18 protein-coding genes are annotated in these 19,387 nt (G+C 73.4%); 3 read left to right on the top strand and 15 right to left on the bottom strand.

Annotated elements, in window-relative coordinates; all coding sequences use genetic code 11:
• Positions 1-26: 26 nt before the first annotated feature.
• Positions 27-674, bottom strand: a complete 648-nt coding sequence (locus IE305_RS02515) for an alpha-ketoglutarate-dependent dioxygenase AlkB family protein (protein ID WP_190127677.1) — start codon at positions 672-674, stop codon at positions 27-29.
• A gap of 75 nt (positions 675-749) precedes the next feature.
• Between IE305_RS02515 and IE305_RS02510 the strand changes: the two genes are divergently transcribed.
• Positions 750-1,340, top strand: a complete 591-nt coding sequence (locus tag IE305_RS02510) for a carboxymuconolactone decarboxylase family protein (RefSeq protein ID WP_373311495.1) — start codon at positions 750-752, stop codon at positions 1,338-1,340.
• A gap of 4 nt (positions 1,341-1,344) precedes the next feature.
• Here IE305_RS02510 and IE305_RS02505 read toward each other — a convergent pair whose 3' ends face one another.
• From IE305_RS02505 to IE305_RS02495, 3 genes are all read right to left on the bottom strand, one after another.
• Complete coding sequence (locus IE305_RS02505; RefSeq protein WP_268255852.1) at positions 1,345-2,193, bottom strand: SAM-dependent methyltransferase; 849 nt, start codon at positions 2,191-2,193, stop codon at positions 1,345-1,347.
• A 139-nt stretch (positions 2,194-2,332) separates the two neighbouring features.
• Positions 2,333-2,596 carry a DUF397 domain-containing protein gene (locus IE305_RS02500; protein ID WP_190127676.1) on the bottom strand — a complete coding sequence of 88 codons (264 nt, stop codon included), beginning with the start codon at positions 2,594-2,596 and terminating at the stop codon, positions 2,333-2,335.
• A 5-nt stretch (positions 2,597-2,601) separates the two neighbouring features.
• Positions 2,602-3,468 (bottom strand): Sco1979 family transcriptional regulator, encoded by an 867-nt coding sequence (locus tag IE305_RS02495; protein ID WP_190127675.1) that lies wholly within the window; start codon positions 3,466-3,468, stop codon positions 2,602-2,604.
• A 152-nt stretch (positions 3,469-3,620) separates the two neighbouring features.
• On the opposite strand from IE305_RS02495, the gene IE305_RS02490 reads away from it, so the two are divergent.
• On the top strand, positions 3,621-4,082 hold the full coding sequence (locus tag IE305_RS02490; protein ID WP_229890438.1) for an ATP-binding protein: 462 nt from the start codon (positions 3,621-3,623) through the stop codon (positions 4,080-4,082).
• Positions 4,083-4,148: 66 nt separating this feature from the next.
• On the opposite strand, the gene IE305_RS02485 is transcribed toward IE305_RS02490, so the two are convergent.
• Positions 4,149-4,904 (bottom strand): SGNH/GDSL hydrolase family protein, encoded by a 756-nt coding sequence (locus IE305_RS02485; RefSeq protein ID WP_190128178.1) that lies wholly within the window; start codon positions 4,902-4,904, stop codon positions 4,149-4,151.
• Positions 4,905-5,150: 246 nt separating this feature from the next.
• Between IE305_RS02485 and IE305_RS02480 the strand changes: the two genes are divergently transcribed.
• Entirely contained in the window at positions 5,151-5,969 is an 819-nt protein-coding gene (locus IE305_RS02480) for a tyrosine-protein phosphatase (protein ID WP_190127674.1), read from the top strand.
• A 67-nt stretch (positions 5,970-6,036) separates the two neighbouring features.
• Here IE305_RS02480 and IE305_RS02475 read toward each other — a convergent pair whose 3' ends face one another.
• From IE305_RS02475 to hpnC, 10 genes are all read right to left on the bottom strand, one after another.
• The gene (locus IE305_RS02475; RefSeq protein WP_190127673.1) at positions 6,037-7,473 is read right to left on the bottom strand and encodes an aspartate aminotransferase family protein; all 1,437 of its coding nucleotides are present in this window, start codon (positions 7,471-7,473) and stop codon (positions 6,037-6,039) included.
• Positions 7,470-9,419 carry a 1-deoxy-D-xylulose-5-phosphate synthase gene (dxs, locus tag IE305_RS02470; RefSeq protein ID WP_190127672.1) on the bottom strand — a complete coding sequence of 650 codons (1,950 nt, stop codon included), beginning with the start codon at positions 9,417-9,419 and terminating at the stop codon, positions 7,470-7,472. Before dxs ends, IE305_RS02475 begins: the two co-directional genes overlap by 4 nt.
• A 48-nt stretch (positions 9,420-9,467) precedes the next feature.
• Positions 9,468-10,616, bottom strand: a complete 1,149-nt coding sequence (gene ispG / locus IE305_RS02465) for a flavodoxin-dependent (E)-4-hydroxy-3-methylbut-2-enyl-diphosphate synthase (RefSeq protein ID WP_190127671.1) — start codon at positions 10,614-10,616, stop codon at positions 9,468-9,470.
• A 23-nt stretch (positions 10,617-10,639) separates the two neighbouring features.
• Positions 10,640-11,662: an adenosyl-hopene transferase HpnH gene (gene hpnH / locus IE305_RS02460; protein WP_190127670.1), complete on the bottom strand. Its 1,023-nt coding sequence runs from the start codon at positions 11,660-11,662 to the stop codon at positions 10,640-10,642.
• Between the two features lie 5 nt (positions 11,663-11,667).
• The gene (locus IE305_RS02455; RefSeq protein WP_190127669.1) at positions 11,668-12,315 is read right to left on the bottom strand and encodes a phosphorylase family protein; all 648 of its coding nucleotides are present in this window, start codon (positions 12,313-12,315) and stop codon (positions 11,668-11,670) included.
• Positions 12,315-14,309: a squalene--hopene cyclase gene (shc, locus tag IE305_RS02450; RefSeq protein WP_190127668.1), complete on the bottom strand. Its 1,995-nt coding sequence runs from the start codon at positions 14,307-14,309 to the stop codon at positions 12,315-12,317. The genes IE305_RS02455 and shc overlap by 1 nt, the downstream gene beginning before the upstream one ends.
• Positions 14,310-14,440: 131 nt before the next feature.
• Entirely contained in the window at positions 14,441-15,505 is a 1,065-nt protein-coding gene (locus IE305_RS02445) for a polyprenyl synthetase family protein (protein WP_373311494.1), read from the bottom strand.
• A 71-nt stretch (positions 15,506-15,576) separates the two neighbouring features.
• Entirely contained in the window at positions 15,577-17,046 is a 1,470-nt protein-coding gene (gene hpnE / locus IE305_RS02440) for a hydroxysqualene dehydroxylase HpnE (RefSeq protein ID WP_190127666.1), read from the bottom strand.
• An 82-nt stretch (positions 17,047-17,128) separates the two neighbouring features.
• Positions 17,129-18,079 carry a presqualene diphosphate synthase HpnD gene (gene hpnD / locus IE305_RS02435; protein WP_190127665.1) on the bottom strand — a complete coding sequence of 317 codons (951 nt, stop codon included), beginning with the start codon at positions 18,077-18,079 and terminating at the stop codon, positions 17,129-17,131.
• A complete protein-coding gene (gene hpnC, locus IE305_RS02430; RefSeq protein ID WP_229890436.1) occupies positions 18,076-18,978 on the bottom strand; it encodes a squalene synthase HpnC in 903 nt (300 codons plus the stop codon). Before hpnC ends, hpnD begins: the two co-directional genes overlap by 4 nt.
• Positions 18,979-19,387: the final 409 nt, after the last annotated feature.

The raw sequence follows: 19,387 nt of genomic DNA, 5'->3' as shown, positions 1-19,387 counted from the left end.
CCCCACGCCCGCCCCTCCCCCGCCCCCTACAGCCCGCTCACCCGCAGCGTGATGTTCAGCCTGCCCCGCAGCCCGAGGTGCGGGGGCGCCGTGCCGGGGAAGGTGCGGGGGACGCCGTGGTAGGCGAGGCGGGACGGACCGCCGAAGACGAACAGGTCGCCGCTGCGCAGCTCCACGTCGGTCCAGGGGCGGGTCCGGGTACGGGTGTTGCCGAAGCGGAAGACGCACGTGTCGCCGAGGCTGAGGGAGACGACGGGGGCGGGCGACTTCTCGTCGCTGTCGCGGTGCAGGCCCATGCGGGCGCCCGCGTCGTAGAAGTTGATCAGTGCGATGTCGTACGGGTCCGGGCCCGGGCCGGTTCCGTGGGCGGCCCGTACGGCGTCGCGGGCCAGGTCGTCCAGCCAGGCCGGGAACGGTTTCACGGGTGCGCCGTCGCCGTCGACGACGGTGCGGGCGTAGCCGTAGGGGAACCAGTGCCAGCCCAGGCACACCGTGCGGACGGACATCTCGCCGCCGCTGGGCATGCGGACGGTGCGCAGGCCGGCCGGGGGCCGGGCCCAGGCGCGGCAGGCCGCCAGCAGGCGGTGCTGGGCGGCGGTGTCCAGCCAGCCGGGGACGTGGACCGCGCCCGGCGCGATCTCCGCCGGAGGCCGTGGGAAGAGCTCGCCGTCCATGCCGCCAGGCTACGCATGTCACATCCGGGGGCGTCCGGTGCGTCGTACGGGCGAAAGCAACGCACCCTCGTCACCTTGGAGGTCGGCACCATGGCCCGTATCCCCCTCGACCCGCCGCGCACCCTGCTGAACCGGCTCGTCGCCGGCTACAGCAGGCGCGCCTACGGCAAGGTCATCGAGCCGCTGCTGGCGCTGGGGCACCACCGCCGCGTGCTGCTCACCGACGCGCGCTTCGAGAAGTCGCTGGCGCGCTGGAACAAGCTGGACCGCGGGCTGAAGGACCTCGCGGTGATGGCGTCGTCGGCGGCGATCGGCTGCTCGTGGTGCATGGACTTCGGCTACTGGGAGGGCCGCCGCAACGGCATGTCGCACGAGAAGCTGCACGACGTGCCGTTCTGGCGCGACAGCGACGTCTACACCCCGCTGGAGCGGGACGTCATGGAGTACGCGGAGGCGATGACGGCCACCCCGCCCACCGTGGACGACGCCCTGACGGACCGGCTGCGCACCGCCCTCGGCGACGAGGCGCTGGTGGAGCTGACGGCGATGGTGGCGGTGGAGAACTTCCGCTCGCGCGTCAACTCGGCGCTGGGGCTGACCAGCCAGGGCTTCAAGGACAGCTGCGACGTCCCGGCCCGGCCCGCCCACCGCACCCCGCCCGCCTGACGGTTCAGCCCTTCCGCCCCACACCGCCGTAGAAGATGGTGTTGTTGAGCTCCTCGGGGTCCGGGACCGGTCCGTCCGGGCGCCACAGCGGCACCCGGACCACTCCCGGGTCGAGGAGCTCGAAGGGCCCGAAGAGCCGCTCGACGGCGGCCCGGCCGCGCAGGTTGAGGGTGGCCGTGGCGTTCTTGTAGACGTCGACGACGCCGTCGCGGGCGGCATGGTCGGTGCGGCCGGCGGCGTAGCCCTCGTACGGTTCCCCGGTGGCGTGCGAGAGCACGAGCCGGCTGCCCGCGGGCAGGGCGTCGCCGAGGGCGGCGACGATGCCCGCCGGGTCCTCCTCGTCCCTGACGAAGTGGAGGACGGCGACGAGCAGCAGCGCCACCGGCTCGCCGAAGTCGATCAGTTCGCGGACGACCGGGTGCCGCAGAATCGTTTCCGGGTCCCGGACGTCGGCGAGTGCGAAGCCGGCGCCGCCGGCGCCGGTGAGCTTGGCCCCGGCGTGGGTGGCCACGATGGGGTCGTTGTCGACGTAGGCGACGGTGACGCGGGGGTCGAGCTCGCGCGCGAGCTCGTGGGTGTTGGGCGAGGTGGGGATGCCGGTGCCGATGTCGATGATCTGGCGGATGCCGGACGCCACCGCGTCGCGCACCGCGCGGCCCATGAAGGCCCGGTTGGCGCGGGCCGACAGGCGTACCTGCGGGTGCGCGGCGATGACGCGCTCGGCCGCCGTCCGGTCGACCTCGTAGTTGTCCCAGCCGCCGAGGTAGTAGTCGTACATGCGGGCCGGGTGCGGCCTGCTGGTGTCGATCTCCTCCGCCGCGAAGCCCTCCAGTGGGAAGGCCGCCGCCGGGATCGCCGGAACGCCCCCCGGGCCGTCGGTGCCGTGCTCGTTCACGCCGTTGTCCCCTCTCGTCGCTGTCCCCCCGCCGCGGCCCGGCCGGCCGTGCGCACCGGTCGGCGCGCGTCGGTCGACGCGCGTAACTCCACGCGCGTCACTCGGCGCGCACACCCGGTGCGGCCAGCAGGAAGTCGGCCTCGCCGGCCTTGGCACCGCGGATGAAGGTCGCCATCTCGCCGTGCGTGTAGATCAGTGCGGGGCCGTCGGGGTCGGTGGACTGGCGCACCGCGACGCGGCCGTCCCCCAGCCGCATCACCTCGACGCAGCTGCCTCCGTTGCCGCCGCTCCACGGCTTGCTCCAGCCCTCGGTGCCGAGGTCCGTGGCGGGCATGCCGTTGTAGACGCGGTCCGGATCCATATGGTTCAGATCTCCTTACGAATGCCACCCAGGATCGCCTTGGTGGTGTGTGCCGGCGCGGCCTGCGCGCACATGCGGTCCAGGGCCTCCAGGAAGGACGACACGTCGTCGCGCTGGTCGAAGTACGAGGCTCCGACGAGGTTCTCGGCGTACGCGATGTCCGGCAGTTCCTGGAGGGGGAACCGGAAGATGTGGAAGGGCCCGTACATCGCCGGGTGGGGGCCGGCGGCGAAGGGCATGAACTGCAGTCGCACCTGCGGCAGCTCGGCGGCCTCGATCAGCCGGTCGATCTGGGCGCGCATGACGTCCGGGCCGCCGATGGGGCGGCGCAGCACCGTCTCGTCCATGACGACCCACAGCAGCGGCGGCCGGTCCCGGGTCAGCAGGGCCTGGCGCTCGCGGCGCACGGCGACGGCGCGCTCGACGTCGGCCTCGCGGGCGTGCGGCATGCCCGCCCGGAGGACGGCGCGGGCGTAGTCCTCGGTCTGCAGGAGGCCGGGGACGTAGTGCGGTTCGTAGGCCCGGATGAGGTTGGCCTCCTGTTCCAGGCTGACGAACGCGCTGAACCAGTCGGGCAGCACGTCGCGGAACCGGTGCCACCAGCCGGGCTTGTTGGCCTCACGGACGAGGGCGAGGAAGGCGTCGGTCTCGGCCGGGTCGGTGACCCCGTAGACGCGGAGCAGCTTCTCCACGTACGGGATCTTCAGGCCGACCTCGGCCTTCTCCATGCGCCGGACCGTGGCGTGGGTGACGTCCAGGGCGCGGCCGGCCTCCTCGTAGGAGAGACCGGCCTTCTCCCGCAGGTCGTGCAGGCGCTTGCCGAGCACGACCCGCAGGACCGTCGGGGCGCCCGCCGGCCGCGAGTCCGCCACTGTCCACCCCCTCCACCGGCTGTTCCGTGCCAGCAGTGTGCCATGCAGTCTGCTGACCCAACAGACTGTTGTTCCGACAGGCTGTCCTTGCGATTCTGCAATTTACAGACTGAACCTTGCCATAGCTGAGTCCTATCGCACATAGTTGCGGAGTGCTCCCCTCCTACGACGCACCCTCACTAGGGTTCCGCGGCGGCGTCCTCACCGGCCGTCTGCAGGACGCCTTCCACTTCCCGGCCCTCAACGCCTCGGTGGCGGAGGCGCGGCAGCGCGTCCGCGCCCGGCTGCGGGAGTGGGGGATGGACGATGTCGCGTGTGACGACGCGCAGTTGGTGGTCTCCGAGCTGGTCACCAACGCGGTGCGGCACACCGACAGCGACAAGGTCAGCTGCCAGCTGCGGCTGAGCGGTGCCGCGCTGCGCATCGAGGTCGCCGACCAGGGGCTGGCACCGACGGAGCCGCGGGCGCGGTGCAGCGCCGCGGACGAGGAGAGCGGGCGCGGCCTGCTGCTGGTGGGCGCGCTGTCCCGGGCCTGGGGCGTGCTGCCGGGCGACAGCGGGCGGGGCCGCGTGGTGTGGGCCGAGCTGCCGTGCCAGGAGCCGCCGGCCCATTAAGCAGCGGGCGACGCAGCAACGGGGGCGCCGCCGCGGTGGCTCGCGGCGGCGCCCCCGTACGTCCTGCTACAGCGGCAGCAGGTCCGGGCGCTTGGGCTCGACGTTGTCGCCCGAGGACTCGCCGCGCAGCCGGCGGCCGATCCAGGGCACCAGGTGCTCGCGGGCCCAGTGGATGTTCTCCCAGCGCATCTCGGCGGGCGAGCGCCGGTCCTCGTCCGGCCACGCCTGGTCGGGGTCGGTCGGCACGGTCAGGCCCAGCACCTGGGCGGCGCGCAGCGCGACGCGGGTGTGCCCGTCGGCGGAGAGGTGCAGCCGGTCCTCGCTCCAGGCCCGCCGGTCCTGCACCGAGCGCAGCGACCACAGGTCGAGCACGGGGCAGTCGTGCCGGTCGGCGATGGCGCGGACGTGGGCGGTGTAGGTGGCGATCTTGCCGCGCAGGTGGCGCAGCACCGGGACGCCGCGGGTGTCGAAGCCGGTGCACAGGAGCACCGTGCCCACCGTGGCGCGCAGGTCGGCCACGGCGGCCTCGTAGCGCGCGGCCACGTCGTCGGGGTCGCTGCCGGGGCGCAGGATGTCGTTGCCGCCGGCGCAGAAGGTCACGAGGTCCGGGGCCAGTTCCTTGGCCCGGGGGACCTGCTCCTCGACGATCTGGTCGAGGAGCCGGCCGCGCACCGCGAGGTTGGCGTACCGGAACGTGTGCTCGGGACGCTGGTCGGAGAGGAGGACGGCCAGCCGGTCGGCCCAGCCGATGAAGGTGCCGTCGGGCCCCGGGTCCCCCACGCCCTCGGTGAAGCTGTCCCCCACGGCCGCGTACGACCCGATCGTGCGAGCACTGGAAGAAGCCGGAGTGCCCGAAGTAGTCGAAGAATACGAATCGCCTGCCACGTCGGTACATCTTTCACCTTGCGGAGTGACCTACGCCACCGTAACCAGGGGTTGACGTGCCGTGATGTATCCCACCCCGATGGATACGGGCCGGCAGGAATACGGCAGGAATACGATGACGCGTCGGCCCCGGAGACCCGCCAGACCCGCCGGACCCGCCCCAGAGACCCGAGGAGCTCCCCCGTGACGCAGACGCCGCACGTCCCGTCCACCGAAACCGGCCCCGAGGCGGGCCTCACGGGAGTGCGCAACTTCCGCGACCTCGGCGGCCTGCCGGTCGCCGGCGGGCGGCGGGTGCGGCCGGGGGTGCTGTTCCGCAGCGGCCACCTGGCGCACGCCACCGAGACGGACGCCGCCTTCCTGGACTCGCTGGGCCTGCACACCGTCTTCGACTTCCGCAACGCGGCCGACATCGCGCTGGAGGGGCCGGACGTCGCCCTCGCGGGGGTGCGGAACGTCAACATCCCGCTGAGCGACCCGGCGGACGGCAGCGAGTTCTGGCGGATGGTGCGCGAGGGCGGCACCGAGCAGCTGCGGTCGGTGCTGGGCGAGGGCCGGGCGGCGGGCCGGATGTGCGACTCGTACCGGGAGATCATCACCACCCGCACGGCCGCGCACAGCCAGGTACTGCACGCCCTGGCCGACGACGCCGTGCCCGCGCTGATGCACTGCGCGGCGGGCAAGGACCGGGCCGGGCTGACGGTGGCGGTGACGCTGCTGGCGCTGGGCGCCGGCCGCGACGTCATCGAGGCCGACTACCTGGAGTCCAACGCCCCGCACCGCCGCTACCGGGTGCGGCGCGGAGACGACACCGACGGCTACGGCTCCCCGGAGGCGCTGGAGCTGCTGTCGCCGCTGTTCGAGGCGCGCGCGGAGTACCTGGCGGCGGCGTTCGCGGCGATCGAGGAGACCTGGGGCGGTACGGAGAAGTACCTGGCCGAGGGGCTGGGCCTGGCCCCGGAGACCCGCGAGCGGCTGCGGCGCAACCTGCTCACGGACTGACCGGGGGCGGGTACGGGAGGGGCCGGCGCCGGCCCCTCCGCGCGCACCGCGCCTCAGCGCCGCCTGCTCAGCGCCCGCCCGACACCGCCTGCTTCACCAGGGTGCGGCCGAAGTCCCACATCAGGCCGCCGCCGTTGTGCGCGTCGTCCATCACGGCGGTGAACGCGTCCACGAAGCGGTCCACCTCCTTCTCCCCGATGATCAGCGGCGGGATCAGCTTGATCACTTCGAGGTGGTCGCCGGAGACCTGGGTGAGGATGCGGTGCTTCTGGAGCAGCGGCACCACCACCATCTGCGCGAACAGGCCCTTGCGGGCCGCCTGCAGCATCGTCCAGCGGCTGCGCAGGCGCAGCGACGAGGGCCGGCCGAACTCGATGCCGATCATCAGGCCGCGGCCGCGGACGTCGTGCAGCAGCTCGTACTTGGCGGTGAGCGCCGCCAGGCGGGAGCGCAGCAGCTCGCCGGTGGTGCGGGCGTTGGCGACGATGCCCTCGTCCTCCATGACGGCGAGGACCGCCAGGCCCGCGGCCATCGCCTGCGCGTTGGACCCGAAGCTCGCCGAGTGGACGAGGACCCGGTCCATGGAGGAGTAGACCTTCTTGAAGATCCAGTCCTTGCCGAGCGTCGCGCCGACGGGCACGTAGCCGCCGGAGAGGGACTTGGCCACGCAGACCAGGTCGGGCTCGACGCCCGTCTCGTGCTGGTAGGCGAAGAACTCGCCGGTGCGGCCCAGGCCCGTCTGCACCTCGTCGGCGACGAGCAGCGCCTTGTGCCGGTGCAGCAGCTCCTGGGCGGCGTGCAGCCAGCCGGGCGGGGGCAGGAACACGCCCTTGCCCTGGACCGGTTCGACGACGAGGGCCGCGACGTCGCCGCGGCGCAGCTCGCGCTCCAGCGCGTCCAGGTCGCCCAGCGGTACGGCGGTGTCGGGGAGCAGCGGGCCGAAGCCGTCGCGGAACCCTCCCTCCCCGTTGACGGAGAGGGAGCCGGCGGTGAGGCCGTGGAAGGCGTGCTCGCAGTAGAGGACGCGGGGCCTGCCGGTGGCGCAGCGGGCGAACTTCAGCGCGGTCTCGACGGCCTCGGTGCCGCTGTTGCCGAAGAACACCCGGTCCAGGTGCGGGGTGTGGGCGAGCAGCCGCTCGGCGAGCAGGCCGGGCAGCGGCGGGCAGTCGAAGCGGGTGAGGTCGGCCAGTGAGGCGTCCAGGACGTCGTGCAGTGCCCTGCGGACGACGGGGTGGTGGCGGCCCAGGCCCATCACCCCGAAGCCGGCGAGCATGTCGAGGTAGTCCTGGCCGTCGGCGTCCCAGAAGTAGGCGCCCTCGGCCCGTTCGTAGACCTTGTCGAAGCCGATGGTGCGCAGCATGCGCGGCAGCTGGTGGTTGAGGTGGCGGGTGTGCAGCTCGTACCGTTCGGCGCCGCGCTCGGCCAGCAGCCGGGCCAGGTCGAAGGAGGGACGCCGCGCCGTGGGGGTGGGGCCGGCGTCGGGGGTGGTGGTCTCTGCCGTCATGCGTCGTCGTTCTCCTTCACGGCCACGGAGGCCCGCCGGCGGGGCTCCGTGGTGCGCAGGGCGGCGCTGATCCGCCCGGCGATCTCGGCGGGCGTGAGCCCGATGTCGGCGAGCACCTCGGCGCGCTTGGCGTGCGCGAGGAACTGCTCGGGGATGCCGAAGGTACGGACCGGCAGGTCGACGCCCGCGTCGCGGAGGGCCTGGTCCACGGCCCAGCCGACGCCTCCGGTACGGCTGTTGTCCTCGGCCACGGCGACCATGCGGTGGCGTGCGGCCAGGGCGGGCAGCGCGGCGTCGACGGGCTTGACCCAGCGGGGGTCGACGACGGTGCAGGTCACGCCGCGGGCCGCGAGCAGCTCGGCGGCCTCCAGGGCGACGCCGGCCATGGTGCCGACGGCCACCAGCAGCACGTCGGCGCCCTCGGCACCGGGGACGTCCTCGTCGCCGGTGCCGGGCCGGGCCAGGACGTCCATCCCGCCGACGCGGCCGACCGCGGGGATGTCGGGGCCGACGTCCTCCTTGGGGAAGCGGACGACGGTGGGGGCGTCGTCCACGCCGACGGCCTCGCGCAGCTGCGCGCGCAGCTGGGAGGCGTCGCGGGGCGCGGCGATGCGCAGGCCGGGGACGACCTGGAGGACGGACAGGTCCCACATGCCGTTGTGGCTGGGCCCGTCGGTGCCGGTGACGCCGGCCCGGTCCAGGACGAACGTGACGCCGCACTTGTGCAGGGCGACGTCCATCAGCACCTGGTCGAAGGCGCGGTTGAGGAACGTGGCGTAGACGGCGACGACCGGGTGGAGGCCGCCGGTGGCCAGGCCGGCCGCGGAGGTCGCGGCGTGCTGCTCGGCGATGCCGACGTCCCAGACGCGGCCGGGGTGGGCGGCGGCGAACTTCTGCAGCCCGACCGGGCCCATCATGGCGGCGGTGATCGCCACGACGTCGGGTCGTTCGGTGCCGATCCGCACCATCTCGTCGCCGAAGACCGATGTCCACGACGTGCCGGCGGAGGGCCGGAGCGGCTCGCCGGTGCGGGGGTCGGTGATGCCGACGGTGTGGAAGCGGTCGGCCTCGTCCTCCAGCGCCGGCGCGTAGCCGCGGCCCTTCTGCGTACGGCAGTGGACGAGCACGGGGCCGTGGAAGCGCTTGGCGCGGCGCAGCGCGGACTCGACCGCGGCGATGTCGTGCCCGTCTATGGGCCCGACGTACTTCAGGCCGAGGTCCTCGAACATGCCCTGGGGCGCGAAGGCGTCCTTGAAGCCCTTCTTGGCGCCGTGCAGCGACTCGTACAGGGGACGGCCCACGACGGGGGTGCGGTCGAGGAGCTCCTTGCCCCAGGACAGCAGGCGTTCGTAGCCGTCGGTGGTGCGCAGGGTGGCCAGGTGGTCGGCGAGGCCGCCGATGGTGGGCGCGTAGGAGCGCTCGTTGTCGTTGACGACGATGATCAGTTGCCGGTCGCGGGCGGCGGCGATGTTGTTGAGCGCCTCCCAGGCCATGCCGCCGGTGAGGGCGCCGTCACCGACGACGGCGACGACGTGCCGGTTCCAGCGGCCGAGCACCTCGTTGGCCTTGGCGAGGCCGTCGGCCCAGCTCAGGACGGTGGAGGCGTGGCTGTTCTCGATGACGTCGTGCTCGGACTCGGCCCGTGAGGGGTAGCCGGACAGGCCGCCCTTGGCGCGCAGTTTGGAGAAGTCCTGGCGGCCGGTGAGGAGTTTGTGGACGTACGCCTGGTGGCCGGTGTCCCACAGGATCCTGTCGGCGGGCGAGTCGAAGACGCGGTGCAGGGCGATGGTCAGCTCGACCACGCCGAGATTGGGCCCGAGGTGCCCGCCGGTGCGGGCCACGGCGTGGACCAGGAAGTGACGGATCTCCTCGGCGAGGTCGGTCAGCTCCTCGCCGTCCAGTGCCTTCAGGTCGTGCGGACCGCGGATGTTCTCCAGCAACGACACTCCGGCCCCTCCTCCTCGATGTCTGGCTCGTGGTCTCGCTCCCGCCGGTCAGTGGACGGTGACGGCGGGGGTCCCGGAGCGGGCGCCGTCCTTCCCCGCCATCTGCCCGGCGAGCCTCGTCGCTTCCTCGATGAGGGTCTCGACGATCCTGGATTCGGGCACGGTCTTGATGACCTCGCCCTTGACGAAGATCTGGCCCTTGCCGTTGCCGGACGCCACACCCAGGTCGGCCTCACGGGCCTCACCCGGGCCGTTGACGACACAGCCCATCACCGCGACGCGCAGGGGCACCTCCATGCCCTCCAGACCCGCGGTCACCTCGTCCGCCAGCTTGTACACATCCACCTGCGCACGACCACAGGACGGGCACGAGACGATCTCCAGCCGGCGCTGCCGCAGGCCCAGCGACTCCAGGATCTGGATACCGACCTTGATCTCCTCCGCCGGCGGCGCCGACAGCGACACCCGGATCGTGTCACCGATGCCCTCGCTCAGCAGCGCACCGAACGCCACCGCCGACTTCACCGTGCCCTGGAACGCCGGCCCCGCCTCCGTCACACCCAGGTGCAGCGGGTAATCGCACTGCGCCGCCAGCTGACGGTAAGCATTGATCATCACGACCGGGTCGTTGTGCTTGACCGAGATCTTGATGTCACGGAAACCGTGCTCCTCGAACAGCGACGCCTCCCACAACGCCGACTCCACCAGCGCCTCCGGGGTGGCCTTGCCGTACTTCTGCAGCAGCCGCCTATCCAGCGACCCGGCGTTCACGCCGATCCGGATGGGCGTGCCGGCGTCGGAGGCCGCCTTGGCGATCTCCTTGACCTTGTCGTCGAACTGCTTGATGTTGCCCGGGTTCACCCGCACCGCCGCACAGCCCGCGTCGATCGCCGCGAACACGTACTTCGGCTGGAAGTGGATGTCCGCGATCACCGGGATCTGCGACTTCTTCGCAATGACCGGCAGCGCATCCGCGTCGTCCTGCGTCGGGCAGGCCACCCGCACGATCTGGCAGCCCGACGCCGTCAGCTCCGCGATCTGCTGGAGCGTCGCACCGATGTCCGAGGTGCGGGTCGTCGTCATCGACTGCACCGACACCGGCGCGTCGCCACCCACGGCAACCGAGCCGACCTGGATCTTCCGGCTCACCCGCCGCTCGGCGAGCCTGACCGGAACGGACGGCACGCCGAGCGACACGGGCTCATGGAGGGCCACGGCCGTCAGCCCCGGTTGCCCGAGACGGTCTCGCGGGCCGCGCGCAGCGACTCCTTGAGCGAGCCCATCGTGGCCAGGACGGCGGTGGGCTCGTAGCCGCAGTGCGCCATGCAGTTGGCGCACCGCGGGTCCTTGCCCCGCCCGTACTTCTCCCAGTCGGTCTCCTCGATGAGCTGCCGGTACGTCGGCACGTACCCGTCGCTCATCAGGTAGCAGGGGCGCTGCCAGCCGAAGAGGGAGTAGTTGGGGATCGCCCAGGCGGTGCACGGGAAGTCCGCCTTGCCCTCCAGGAAGTCGAGGAAGAGCGGGCTGTGGTTGAGGCGCCAGCGCCGCCGGTTGCCGCCGGCGAACGCCTTCCGGAACAGCTCCCGGGTCTGCTCCACGCCCAGGAAGTGCTCCTGGTCGGGCGCCTTCTCGTAGGCGTAGGCGGGCGAGATCATCATCTCGTCCACCTGCAGCTCGTCGTTGAGGTAGTCGAGCACCTCGACGACGGTCTGCGGGGTGTCGGTGTTGAAGAACGTCGAGTTGGTGGTGACCCGGAAGCCGCGCCGCTTGGCCTCCTTGATGGCCGCCACCGCCTCGTCGAACACGCCCTCCTTGGCCACCGACTCGTCGTGCCGCTCCCGCAGCCCGTCGATGTGCACGGCGAACGCGAAGTAGCGGGACGGGGTGAACTTCTCCAGCTTCTTGCGCATCAGCAGGGCGTTGGTGCACAGGAAGACGTACTTCCGGCGGGCCACCAGCTGCCGCACGATCTCGTCGATCTGAGGGTGCATCAGCGGTTCGCCGCCGGCGATGGAGACCATCGGCGCGCCGGATTCCAGCACCGCGCCGACCGCCTGCGCCACCGGCATGCGCTGTTTGAGCACCCCGGCCGGATGCTGGATCTTCCCGCAGCCCTCGCACTTGAGGTTGCAGGCGAAGAGCGGCTCCAGTTCCACGATGAGCGGGAACTTCTCCCGCTTCCGCAGCTTCTGCTGGAAGAGATAGGTACCGACCCGGACGGTCTGGCGGAGCGGCATGGCCATCTGGCTCACCTCCTGGGGAGCAGCAAGGAACGGTGCCATTCGAAAAAGGCGGGAAGGACGGTGCGCAACACACGGAAGGCTGATATTCCACCGCGCAGGGTCCCGATGCGTACGAGTTCGTGCTCCGGTGCGTCCACGACCACTCGTACGGCGGCAACCGGGCGGGCGCCCGCCCGTACCGCGCTGCGCAGGGTGGCCGCGGATTCCATGTCCACCGCCAGCGCGCCGGCGGCGTGCAGGGCCGCCCGTTCGGCGCCGCGCACCACGTGGTCGGAGCCGACCAGCGGCCCGGTGTGGATGACGCGCCGCGGCACGGCCTCGGCCAGCTCCTTGGCGAGCAGCTCGACGCCGACGCACTCGGTGCGCCCCCGCCCGTCGCGGGTCTCGTCGGCCACGACGAGGTCGCCGGGGTGCATGCCGGGGGCCAGGCCGGCGCAGAAGCCGGTGGCGATCACGGCGGCGGCGCCGAGGCCGGGCGTGGCCAGGGCGCGGGTGACGGCACGGTCCGCCGCCTGCGGGCCCATCCCCGTGCGGAGCACGGTGACGGGCCCGGCCGCCTCGTCCTGGCCGCCGCGCAGCGCCAGGCGTTCGATGCCGAGCGCGCAGGCGACCAGCAGCGGGGCGGGCGGGGCGGGGACCGTGCCGGGGTTCATCAGCGCTCCGGCCGGGTGCCCGGGAGGGGCTCGCCGTGCAGGTAGCGGCCGAGGGCGGTGAGCGGGAACACCTGCCGGTACAGGTGGTAGTTGATGGAGAAGTCCCAGGGGAAGCCGGTGCCGGTGAAGTACGGCTCGTCCCAGGAGCCGTCGGGCCGCTGGGTGGCGGCCAGCCAGGTCACGCCGCGGTCCACGGCCTCGCTGTCCCGCTCGCCCGCGGCCAGCAGGGCCAGCAGCGCCCAGGCGGTCTGGGAGGCGGTGGAGGCGCCCTTGCCGATCCAGCCGGGGTCGCGGTACGAGCGCAGGTCCTCGCCCCAGCCGCCGTCGGGGTTCTGCACCTTCCGCAGCCAGTCGACCGCGCGCCGGATCGCCGGGTGGGCGGTGGGCAGTCCCGCGGCCACGAGGGCGGGGACGACCGATCCGGTGCCGTAGACGTGGTTGACGCCCCAGCGGCCGAACCAGGAGCCGCTCTCCTCCTGTTCGGCGAGCAGCCACTCGATGCCGCGCCGGGCCCGCGGGTCGTGGCCGCGGCCCAGGTGGGCGAACATCTCCACGACGTGGGCGGTGACGTCGGCGGAGGGCGGGTCGATGACCTCGCCGAAGTCGCAGAACGGCAGCCGGTTGGGGAAGGGGCTGGTGTTGTCGGCGTCGAACGCGGCCCAGGCACCGTTGCGCGACTGCATCCCCGCGGTCCAGCGGGCGGCGCGCTCCAGGGCCCGTTCCAGCCGGCTGGGGTCGGGATGGTCCACGCGGGTGAGGGCGAGGACCACCTCGGCGGTGTCGTCGACGTCGGGGTAGTGGTCGTTGTGGAACTCGAAGGACCAGCCGCCCGGGGGCAGCCCGGGGCGGCGCACGGCCCAGTCGCCGGGCCGCAGCACCTGCTCGTCCAGCATCCAGTCGGCGGCCTTCACCAGCGCCGGGTGGTCGCGGGGCAGGCCTGCGTCGGCGAGCGCGATGACGGCCAGGCAGGTGTCCCACACCGGCGACTGGCACGCCTCGACCATGCGCACCGGGGCGCCGTCCGGGCCGTCCTCGTGCCAGACGGCGAAACGGTCCAGCGACTCGAGGCCGGCCCGCAGCACGGGGTGCTGGAGGTCGTAGCCGAGCAGGTGGAGGGCGATGACCGAGTAGACGGCGGGCGGCTGGATGCCGCCCCAGCACCCGTCGTTCTCCTGCCGCTCGACGATCCAGCGGGCCGCCGCGTTGAGGGCGGCGCGCCGCAGGGGGCGCACGGCGACCTTGCGGTAGCGGTGCAGGGCCTTGTCGACGCGCTGGAAGAAACCGTCCCAGGTGGTGGCGGGGGCGAGGGGGCGCGGCGGGTTGGGCCGGCGGGGGTCGGTGTGCAGCTCGTCCAGGGCGAAGGGCGCGGGCCGTACGGGCCGGAGCGCGGAGACGATGGTGAGCGGGACGATGGTCTGCCGGGCCCACTGGCCGAAGTCGTAGAGGTTGAGCGGGAACCGCTTGGGAAGGAAGATCAGCTCGGGTGGCAGCTCGGGCACGTCCTCCCAGCGCCACCAGCCGAAGAGGGCCAGCCAGATGCGGGTGAAGACGCGGGCGGCGGCGATGCCGCCGCGGTCCCGGACCCAGGCGGAGGCGGCGGCCATGTGGGGGGCGTCGGGGGCGTCGCCCGCGAGCCGCAGCGCCACGTACGCCTCGACGGTGGCGGACAGCTCCCCCGGGCCGCCGTGGAAGGTGGGCCAGGGCCCGTCGGGGAGCTGCCGGGAGCGGATCCAGCGGGCGGCGGCCTCGGTGGTCGCCTTGTCGGAGATGCCCAGGAACTGACGGAGCAGCAGGTCCTCGGCGTCCATGGTGACGTTGGTCTCCAGGTCGCCCTTCCACCAGCCCTGCGCGTCCTGGCGGGCGAGGAGGTGCTCGACGGCCCGGGCGGTGGCCTCCCCGGCCGCCTGACGTGTGGTCAGGACGGTGTCCGGGGAGCCGGCCTCGGCCCCGCGGGAGGGATGTCCCACCCCGCTGCCGTCGGTCGTCGCTGTCATGTGCTTTCCCCTAACGCAGTGAGTCTCTCTCTTCTCTGCCGTACTGCTGGTGATGCTGTACTTCGGGGGCTGCTTCAGCCGGTGTCAGGTGCCGGCGGGGGGTTCCGCCGGGGTCAACGCTTCCGTGGTGGTCAACTCTTCCGTACGACGACGAAGTCGGCGAGCGCGACGAGCTGCGCCCGGACCTCGGCGGGCATGTCGACCCGGTCCAGCGACTCCAGGGCGGTGGCGTGCTGGCGGCGGGCCTCCTGGGAGGTCCACTCCCGGCCGCCGGCCTCCTCGATCAGTGCCGCGCGGGTGGCGAACTCCTCCTCGTCGAAGTCGGCGGCCTGGGCCTCCGTGAGCTTCGCGTCGGCGGCGAGCATCGCGGCCAGCCGCTCGGAGGCCGGCCCGCCGGCGGCGAGCGCGGCGACCACCGGGAGGGACTTCTTGCGCTGCCGCAGGTCGCTCCAGGTCTGCTTGCCGGTGGCCTCCGGGTCGCCCCAGATGCCCAGCAGGTCGTCGACGGCCTGGAAGGCCAGGCCCAGGTGGTAGCCGTACGCCTCCAGCGTGTCCGCCGTACGGTCGTCGGCGCCGCCGAGGACCGCGCCGATGGAGCAGGCGCAGGCCAGCAGGGCGCCGGTCTTGTTGCCCTCCATCTCCAGGCACTCCTCGACGGTGACCCGCTCGCGGTGCTCGTAGGAGATGTCCTGGGCCTGCCCGTCGATGAGCTTGCGGGTCGCGGTGGTCAGCCGGCGCGTGGCCCGGCCGGCCTCGACCGTGCCGAGCTCCAGCAGCACCTCGTTGGCCAGCGCGAACAGCGCGTCGCCGACGAGGATGGCCTGGGCGGGGTCGTACGCCTTCCACACCGTGTCGCGGTGGCGGCGCTGCTCGTCGCCGTCCATGAGGTCGTCGTGCAGCAGGGAGAAGTTGTGCACCAGCTCCACGGCGACCGCGCCGGGGACGCCCACCTCGGCGGCGGCGCCGGCGGCCTCGGCGGAGAGCAGGGCCAGGGCGGGGCGCACGGCCTTGCCGCCGTCGCCGGAGACCGGGCGGCCCTGGGCGTCGGTCCAGCCGAAGTGGTAGGCGGCGACGGCGTCCATGGGTGCGGCGAGCCGGGCCACGGCGGCACGCAGCACCGGCGTGGCAAGCGTCCGTCCGCGCTCCAGCAGGGCGCGCACGCCCGCGGTGTCGACAGCTGGGATCGCCGATGTCACGGTCTCTCCTCTGGTGTTGGTGCTCGCGCGCGGCCCGCCGACCGGGACGCGCGTCTGGAGGGCTCGCTGGTTCATTCCGCCGCCTCCGGCAGGGGGTTCCGGTAGGGCAGGCCGAGCCGGGAGAGCGCCGCGCCGGCGGCGGTGACCCCGCTGCGCACCGCGCCCTCCATGGTCGCCGGCCAGCCGGTGGCGGTCCACGCGCCGGCCAGGAACAGGCCGGGCGCGCGCGTGGGGGCGGCGGGCCGCAGGCGGCCGACGCCGGGGGTGGGCGCGAACGTCGCGGTGCGCTCACGGGTGACGAAGAAGTCCGTCACGCGGGCGTCGCGGGCGGCCGGCAGCAGCCGCGCGAGCTCGGGCAGATAGCGCTCGCGCAGCTCGGCGACCGGCCGGTCGATGTCGTCCTGCGCGGCCGACTGGGACACGGCCAGGTACTGGGCGCGGGGGTCGCGTGCGGCCAGCCCGGAGGAGTCGGTGCGGTCGAACACCCACTGCACGGGGCTGCCGAGGGCGGTGAAGAACGGCCGGCGCAGCACGGGCCGGTCGTAGACGACGTGCAGGTTGAGGATGGGCGCGGTGCCGATCTCCAGCAGCCGGCCGGGGTTGTCCAGGGCGCCGTCGGGCAGCAGGTCGTGGGTCTCGCGCTGGGGGACGGCCAGGACGACCGTGCCGGCGGTCAGCCGCTCGGTTCGGCCGGGGCCGCCCGCCGTGTCGACGTGCCAGCCGCCGTCGTCCGTACGGGTGACGCGGGTGGCGCGGGTGCGCAGCGCGACGCGGACGCCGGCCTTCTCCAGGGCGGCCAGGGCGCGGGTGTGGTGGAGCTCGCCGAGGGGGACGCGGGCCCAGCCGATGTCGGCGGCGCCGGGCTCGGAGAGCAGCCCGGTCTTGAAGACCATGGCGGCGAGGCCGAGGGACGCCCGGTCGGCGGTGGCGTTGAGGGTGGCCACGCCCACCAGGTCCCACAGGGCCTCGACGGCGCGGGGGGTCTGGCCGTGCCGGTGGAGCCAGTCGGCGAAGCCGACGCCGTCGAGGGCGGGGTCGGCCGGGTCGAGGCCGCGCAGGGCGAGCGCGGCCCGGCCGACGGCGGCGCGCTCGGCGAGCGACAGGTGCGGGTAGGTGGCGAGGCTGGCGGCCAGGTGCAGGGGGACGGGCAGCGCGGTGCGGCGCAGCCGGCCCAGCCGGGGGCGGCCGGAGGGGTGGCCGACGTCGAGGACGGGCACGTCGAGCCGGTCCTGCAGCGGGGCCAGGGCGGTGGCGTCCAGGCGGTCCAGGAACCACCGGTAGGCGGTGCAGCAGCGGAGGTAGACGTGCTGGCCGTTGTCGACGTCGAGCTCGTCGCGGCGGAAGGAGAAGGCGAGGCCGCCCAGCCGCGGCCGGCCCTCGGTGAGGGTGACGCGCAGGCCGGCGGCGGCGAGCTCCAGCGCGGCCGTGACGCCGGCCAGGCCGCCCCCGATCACCACCGCGGCCGCCCCGTCGGGGCGGCCTGCCTCGTCTGTGCGGAGCCGGTCGGGCCGGTTCGCCGTCTCTGCTGCCTCGGCCGTCATCCGTCCACCCCCTTGGCTGCTGACAGGGACGCGTCGACCGGGCGGAGGGTTGCGCACCGCCGGCCGGTGGGGAACAGGAGCATCAGGCGCGCCCCCTGGCGGTCTGCCGGTGGACGCTGCGCGCGTCGTAGCCGGACAGCCCGCGGACGGCGACGAACGCCTTCTCGCGGCCGGGCAGCGAGACCCGGCCGCGCAGCACCGCGCCGGGCTGCTCGGCGATGCGGTCCAGCAGCCGGCGGTAGATGCCGGACATGGCCGCGACGCAGGCGCCGCTGCGCCGGTCGAGCATGGGCAGCAGCCGCATGCCCTCGGCGAACAGGGCCCGGGCCCGGCGCACCTCGAACTGGACCAGGCCGGTGAAGTCGGAGCCGGCCGGGGGGCGCACCGAGTGGAAGCCGGCCGAGCAGCCGAACTTGGCCAGGTCCTCGGCGGGCAGGTAGGTGCGGCCGTTGGCGGCGTCCTCGCGCACGTCGCGGAGGATGTTGGTGAGCTGGAGGGCGAGGCCGAGGGTATCGGCGTACTCGGCAGCGCGTCCGGCGTCGCGCGCGCCGGGCACGGTGCCGAACACGCCGAGTGACAGCCGGCCGATGGCGCCCGCCACGCAGCGGCAGTACCGGACGAGGTCGTCCCAGGTCTCGTAGGTCTCCCCGCGCACGTCCATCTGGACGCCGTCGATCAGCTCGTCCAGCGCGTCGACCGGGATGGGGAAGCGGCGCACGGCGTGGGCCAGCGCGACGGCCACCGGGTCGGTGTCGTCCTCGGCGACGTCGCCGGTCCTTATCCGGTCGAGCGTGGTCCGGGCCTCCTCCAGGCGCAGCCGTTTGGCCTCGGGGTCCAGCGGCCCGTCGCCGATGTCGTCGACGCGCCGGGAGAAGGCGTAGAGGGCCGACATGGCCCGCCGCTTCGCCGTGGGCAGCAGTCTGATGCCGTAGGAGAAGTTCCCGGCCTGTTGTCCGGTGACGGCCTCGCAGTAGCTGTACGCGGCGAGTACCGGCGCGGACGCATAGGGCGTTCCGGTCACGATGCCGCTCACCCCTCTCTTCGCAGTGTCGCCCCCACCCGGCGCAGCAGGCGCGTCCGGGTGGGCTTGGGCGGTCCGGGGAGAACGTCGTGGCCCGCGGCGGCGACCGCGTCCAGCGCGGCCATTCCTCCGCCCACGAACCCCGCGAGCAGCAGCTTGAGCCTGCCGTGGACGCTACCCACGAGGGGGGTGCCTTCATTCAGCAGCTGCCGGGCGCGTTCCGCCTCGTACGCGACCAGGGCGCGCACCGACGCGCCGGCGGTCGGGCGGGCCAGGTCGGACTCGGTGACGTGGAAGCGCCGCATGTCCTCGGCGGGGAGGTAGATGCGGTCGCGCCGCAGGTCCTCGGCGACGTCCTGAAGGTGTTCGACGATCTGCAGGGCGGTGCAGATCGCGTCCGAGCGGCGGACCCGCTCGGGGCTGGTGGTGCCGGTGACGCCGAGCACGAGGTGCCCGACGGTGTTGGCGGACAGCTCGCAGTAGGCGAGCAGGTCGCCGTAGGTCTCGTAGCGGCCGGTCAGCTGGTCCTGGCGGTTGGCCTCGATCAGCCCGAGGAAGGGCTCCGGGGTCAGGCCGCAGCGGCGGACGGTCGGCCGCAGGCGCTGGAGCAGGGGGTGGCGGGGGCCGGTGCCGGTGGTGGCGAAGACGCGGCGCAGGTCGGTCTCGAAGGCGTCGAGCAGGGCGAGCCGGTCGCCGGCCTGCTCGCGGTCCAGCCCGAGCAGCTCGGCGTCGCGGCCGCCGGGCGCCAGGTCGCCGTCGCCGATGTCGTCGACGAGGCGGGCGTAGCCGTAGACCGCCATCAGGTCGTCGCGCCAGGCCCGGGGCAGGAAGAAGGGTGCCACCGGGAAGTTCTCGTGCGCGGCCTTGTCGAGCACGGCCCGCGCGTGCCGCGCGTCCGTCCCCGCGGTCACCGCGGGCTGCCCGGACCGGGGACGGCGTACGCCTCTCCGCCCTGGAGAGGCCCCGTAGCCAATGCAGCCATTGCCGTCACATCTCCCGTTCTACACTGCCGACCCAGAACATCCTATTTCGGACACGCCGCAGGGTGACCTCCCTTGCGCTCCCCCTCGGGCGCGCCCCGCGGTCCCGCCGCGGCGGCCCGGGGCACGGGTCCCGCCTTCAACCTTCGGCCCTCGACAAACGGCCGCAAAAGAGCACGGTACAGCGTACGCCGTACAGGCGTCCGGCGGCCGACCGGGTACGTGCTTGATCCGTACCATGCCACGCACAGCCCGAATCAACCCTGTCCGCAAGCGAGTTGACCGCCGGAAACAGGACAGGACCCCCGTCGTGCGGTGCGCAACGGGGGTCCTGTGACAA

The sequence above is a fragment of the Streptomyces mashuensis genome (assembly GCF_014654785.1).
Lineage (GTDB): Bacteria > Actinomycetota > Actinomycetes > Streptomycetales > Streptomycetaceae > Streptomyces > Streptomyces mashuensis.
The sequence above is the reverse complement of the archived record's forward strand: the minus strand, read 5'-3'. Positions and strand labels throughout refer to the sequence as shown.

What these genes read in the sequence shown, in the direction of transcription:
- hpnE (WP_190127666.1), bottom strand. Translation starts at nt 17,046, where the DNA reads ATGACGGCCGAGGCAGCAGAGACGGCGAACCGGCCCGACCGGCTCCGC.
- IE305_RS02455 (WP_190127669.1), bottom strand. Translation starts at nt 12,315, where the DNA reads ATGAACCCCGGCACGGTCCCCGCCCCGCCCGCCCCGCTGCTGGTCGCC.
- IE305_RS02475 (WP_190127673.1), bottom strand. Translation starts at nt 7,473, where the DNA reads ATGACGGCAGAGACCACCACCCCCGACGCCGGCCCCACCCCCACGGCG.
- IE305_RS02515 (WP_190127677.1), bottom strand. Translation starts at nt 674, where the DNA reads ATGGACGGCGAGCTCTTCCCACGGCCTCCGGCGGAGATCGCGCCGGGC.
- shc (WP_190127668.1), bottom strand. Translation starts at nt 14,309, where the DNA reads ATGACAGCGACGACCGACGGCAGCGGGGTGGGACATCCCTCCCGCGGG.
- IE305_RS02500 (WP_190127676.1), bottom strand. Translation starts at nt 2,596, where the DNA reads ATGGATCCGGACCGCGTCTACAACGGCATGCCCGCCACGGACCTCGGC.
- hpnH (WP_190127670.1), bottom strand. Translation starts at nt 11,662, where the DNA reads ATGGCCATGCCGCTCCGCCAGACCGTCCGGGTCGGTACCTATCTCTTC.